The sequence below is a fragment of the Streptomyces xingningensis genome, from assembly GCF_054957865.1.
On sequence record NZ_JBDJPF010000134.1, the window covers coordinates 1 to 4,167 of the forward strand.

The 4,167-nt window shown below is 62.9% G+C and carries 7 protein-coding genes and 1 pseudogene; 2 read left to right on the forward strand and 6 right to left on the reverse strand.

From position 1 onward, the window contains the following. Window positions 1-213: 213 nt before the first annotated feature. Both ABCR83_RS32270 and ABCR83_RS32275 read left to right on the forward strand, forming a co-directional pair. Window positions 214-846 carry a hypothetical protein gene (locus ABCR83_RS32270; protein ID WP_462698818.1) on the forward strand — a complete coding sequence of 211 codons (633 nt, stop codon included), beginning with the start codon at window positions 214-216 and terminating at the stop codon, window positions 844-846. Between the two features lie 3 nt (window positions 847-849). After that, a complete protein-coding gene (locus tag ABCR83_RS32275) occupies window positions 850-1,017 on the forward strand; it encodes a hypothetical protein (RefSeq protein WP_462698824.1) in 168 nt (55 codons plus the stop codon). Between the two features lie 70 nt (window positions 1,018-1,087). Here the strand turns inward: ABCR83_RS32275 and ABCR83_RS32280 are convergent. The 6 genes and pseudogenes from ABCR83_RS32280 to ABCR83_RS32305 form a co-directional block, all read right to left on the reverse strand. Next, window positions 1,088-1,219: pseudogene (locus tag ABCR83_RS32280) on the reverse strand (DUF6879 family protein); the annotation flags it as partial. 11 nt (window positions 1,220-1,230) lie between these two features. Beyond that, window positions 1,231-1,710, reverse strand: a complete 480-nt coding sequence (locus tag ABCR83_RS32285) for a hypothetical protein (protein WP_462698819.1) — start codon at window positions 1,708-1,710, stop codon at window positions 1,231-1,233. Between the two features lie 82 nt (window positions 1,711-1,792). After that, complete coding sequence (locus ABCR83_RS32290) at window positions 1,793-2,017, reverse strand: DUF397 domain-containing protein (protein ID WP_462698820.1); 225 nt, start codon at window positions 2,015-2,017, stop codon at window positions 1,793-1,795. A 34-nt stretch (window positions 2,018-2,051) separates the two neighbouring features. Next, window positions 2,052-2,345 (reverse strand): hypothetical protein, encoded by a 294-nt coding sequence (locus tag ABCR83_RS32295; RefSeq protein ID WP_462698821.1) that lies wholly within the window; start codon window positions 2,343-2,345, stop codon window positions 2,052-2,054. Between the two features lie 32 nt (window positions 2,346-2,377). After that, window positions 2,378-3,208, reverse strand: coding sequence for a helix-turn-helix domain-containing protein (locus tag ABCR83_RS32300; protein WP_462698822.1), 831 nt, complete (start codon window positions 3,206-3,208; stop codon window positions 2,378-2,380). Then, complete coding sequence (locus tag ABCR83_RS32305) at window positions 3,205-3,726, reverse strand: DUF6879 family protein (protein ID WP_462698823.1); 522 nt, start codon at window positions 3,724-3,726, stop codon at window positions 3,205-3,207. Before ABCR83_RS32305 ends, ABCR83_RS32300 begins: the two co-directional genes overlap by 4 nt. Between the last annotated feature and the right edge of the window lie 441 nt (window positions 3,727-4,167).

The window sequence follows — 4,167 nt, forward strand, 5'->3', positions numbered from 1 at the left end:
CGACGGATCCGGGCCCGGCCGAGGTCGCCACCGCCGTTCACCACTACGTCGACGCACTCCGCGCCATGGTCCGCGACCGTACGCGCCAACCCCGGCGGTAGCCCGGGTCAGGTGCCGTCGTAGGAGACGACGCGACCGTGCAGGGCCTCGGCGACTTCTGTTGCTCGCCCGGCCAGGGCCGGGCTTGTCGGTGGTGGCCCCTATGGTGACCGCATGGGGATCACCACGGCTTGGGCAATCAGCGCCCACAACGACGCGTTCATCGAGGGGCTGGCACCGCGGATGGTGCCGTTGATCGAGGCCGACCGTGATGATCCGGTGATGCGCGAGCGGTGGCAGCGGTGGCAGCGTGGGCCGTTGCCGGACTACCGCACCTGGGGGGAGTTCAACGTCGGGACGCCGGAGTGGGAAGCCATCGGATCGTTTGAGGAGCTGACTGCTGCCGGGCGGCACGTCCAGCAGATGTACAACGGCACCGACGATGATGGGTTCTGGCTGGTCAGGGACGTCTGGGAGGTGAGCGAGGGGGAGCAGACGTTCCTGTCCGTGCGGTCCAAGACCTATGCCCTGGCGGCCTTCTTCCATGCCGTCGGGCCCGAGCGCGCGGTGTTGCTGCCCGGCTGGTGCGGCAATTTCCTGCTGACCTCCGCGGAGGTGAGGGACAGCTTGCCGCGAGTGGAGCGTGCCTTGGCCTTCACGGAGGACGAACGGGCGGCGGCGGAACGCCAGATATGGCTGGACGAGCGCCCGGAGGATGAGAGCGTCATTGATGGGCCGTTGAGGCAGTGGCGGCAGGCCTCGGAGCTCGGACTCGGCCTGTGCGGTGTCTCGTTGACGATCTACTGACCCGTGACCCTGCGCGTTGAAGCAGAGGGGCGCCCACCAAGTGGCGTGATCGTCGTCGGCCTGGCCGTGGACGGCAGTCTCGCCAGCGGCTCCGGCCCACCTGTCCGCGACGCAGCAGCCCAACTCGCCACCGAGGCCGGAGGAACCTTCCTCCTAAACGCCCCGCCGTAGCAGCAGGCTGCCGAGCGCGGTGCGCCGGTGCAGGACCGCTTTGCCGGCACGGGTGGTGGTCCGTTGGCTTCGGCTCTCCTCGGAGGAACCGGGCGAGACTGACCGCCTCATTGGGCATGGTGTAGGTGGGTTGCGCCTCGAAGCGCCAGGCGCCGTGCTGGTAGGCGTCGAATACCTCTCGCCATTCGCTCTTCGAAAGCATGGGCAGCCTCCTCAGTGGCTCAACCGTACGCTTGGGCAGGCCACTTCAGGGATCGCACGATTCGGGGAACACGTCACCACGGCCAGGCTGAGGAACAACGGTCGTCCCAGGTAGAACCCGAGGGAGACATCCATACCCCAGCCGAGAGTCTTTGTCGCATACGAGCCTTTGTCCGCAAGGCGGATCGGGTTGCGATCGGCCTGGGAAACGAAGCGTGGCACGTACTCGTCGAGTTGCTCACTCAGCCATGTGGCGGCTTGTTTCGGGTGCTGCCAGGTTCCCCGGATCAGCTTGGCCGGCTTCAGCAACCAGTAGGCTGTCTCCAAGGGAGGTACGCCGGTGGCTCGCCACTCCATCACCGCTTCTCGGTACCTCTCCACCACATCGGGTGGGCTGGTGGGGGTCGGCTCGACCGACGAGGGTGGGCGCCGGATGCTCTCCTTGTCGAAGACTGCCTTGTCGCCGACCCACGAGTAGCCATGGAAGTGCAAGGAGCTTCCTATTTCGGTTAGTTGGAGTGAGGTTTCCGCCCTCCTGGAGGGGCTGAGAGAGCGGAAACTGCACTCTTAAGGGTCAGGCGGAGAGGCCGAAGCGGGACGGGTCGATGCCCGCCGCGCTCAGTTCGGTGGTGGTGAACCGCAGCGGCTCGGCGTGTGGGCGCTTGCTGTCGCCGAGGGCCCAGGCGTTGTCGCCGATGCGGGCGAGGGTGACGCATGCTTCGCCGTCGGGGTGCGTGTTGCCGCCACAGGCTTTGACGAATTGGGCGCCGAGGAGGGGCAGGTCGTAGAGGTCAGTCATGGTGGACCTTCCTGATGGGTTGGTTGGACACCGGTCAGACGTCGTGGCCGAGGGCGCGTTGCTCTTGTTTGCGCTTTGCGGATTGTGCGTAGATCAGGGTGTCGATCAGCTTGCATGCGGTGGGCAGGGGAATGGTTCCCAGGAAGACGGAGGGTTCGCCGGAGAGGGAGGGGCGGCCGGTGAGTTGGGGCCAGGAGTCCCGGTCGCCGACCCTGATGCCCATGTCCGCCAGCACGCGCTCGAGCATGAATGCGGTGTCGTCTGATTTCCGCTTGCCTGCCAGGAAGGCGTCGGCTTGTTGTGCGGCTGCTTCGGCGTCCGTGGTCATGTGGATATCGTGACGCCCTTGCCGAGACGATTCTAGTCCGTTTCCTGTTCCCTCAAGAAGTCGTCTCGGATGCTAGCGGCGAAGGTGCGCATCTCTTCTCCATAAACAGCTACTCGTTCGAAGTCTTCGAACTTGGACACGTACAGCTCAATGTCTCGCATTTCACGGGTAGTGATCTCCGCGTGTGGGATTTCGATGATGGCCAGACGTGTATCGAAGAGTGCGAACGAAGATGTGGGAAGCCCTGGCATCAGGGCAGACAATGGAACTATGCCGACAGCGATGTTAGGCATCCTCGACATGGTTACGATCTTGTCCAGCTGAGCCGCCATCATGGGCGCAGGGATGAGCTTCCATCGGAGCACCGATTCGGTAATCACGAAGCGGAAGGCCCGTTCCCTGTCGTAGAGGACTTCTTGCCGCTGCAGCCTCGCCCCGATCATCTTCTCGAGGGCGTCATCTGTCAGATTGCGATTTTTGAGAATTCCCCGCACGTACTCCGGTGCTTGGAGCAGGCCTGGGATGCAAGACGGTTGGAAGAGCCGCATGAGACTTGTTTGAGCCTCAATGGCCCCAATGGCATCCTGGTGCTTGTGAAGCCCGGACCGGTGGTAGATACGCCAGGCTGTGGCTTCTGTGGCCACTTGTCGGGCGACTTCCGCCAGTTGGCCCTTGACCTCCTCGGAGACTTCCAGGGCCGTGAGGATGCGCTCGACGTCGATGACGCTGGGTGGTAGAGCGCCGTTCTCGATCTTGCTCAGCTTGCTTGGAGACATGGCAGCGCTGCGGGCAACCACTTTGGCCTGCTTTCCGCTGGCCGCTCGTAGCTCCCGCAGCGCTTCGCCCAGGTCTGTGGGGTTCACTCTGTGCCGTATCGCTCCCACCACTCATGGAAGGGCACAGCGTGAGCCAGCGCGGTGTCCCGATGAGCTATCCAACCGGCTGTATCAGGGTGTGATTCGGCCCCGAGGAATCCTCCATCTTCCCCATAGTTCATGGAAACAATGGAGGATTCGTCGAACATCCAGAAGTCCGGTACGCCTTCCAATGGGTTGGGTTGCCCGGTTGTGTCGAGAATGTAGAACTCTTCTCCCGACTTGGCGTTCTTCTGGTAGCCCCATCCCAGCTCGAATTTGAGGTAGTTCGTGAGTGGTCGAGACAGGATGTGTACGCGATACATCCGTTTTCCGGCATCGATGTTGGCGCGTACTTCGTCGGCCCACTCCTGGTTGTAGTCAGCCGGTTGAGGTTCGCCAGCAAGGAAGGCCCGCAAGCTTTCCGGGTCGGAAGAGGCGCTGTAATCATCCAGGGTCTCCAACCTGAATGCTTCCCGGCGGAAGTCCGCGAAGAGCTTTTCGAACTCGTCACGCGAGATGTTCACTTGCCAACCTCCGAAGCAGTGACATGGGGATGCGCACGACTGTCTCGTCCGCCGGAAGCCGCATGGAGTTGAGCGCTTCTGGGTCGTTCACCTTGGAACCCTGGACTATCACGTCGTCGGTCCCATCGATGGCGAAGACCTGTGGGCACGTACCCTTCTCGCACTCGCCGACAAGGAGTGTCAGTACCATGCTGAGTCTCCTGCTCTGCGGTCTGTGGTTGTGTCCGCTCACCAATGCTCTCGAGGCCCTGGCCCCACGGTCAAGATGTGCCAGTTGAGAGAACAGGAAACCGGACGAGGTATGGACCGAAGCTCGGGCCCGGACGCCAACTTGTCATCTGCTCCTCACGCCTGGGTATTTGAGCTTCCCCTTGTCCGGTGCTTGAGCTTCGGGTTTCGGTGGTCGGGATCCGAGCTCTCTTTCCAGGGAATGGTTGGTTG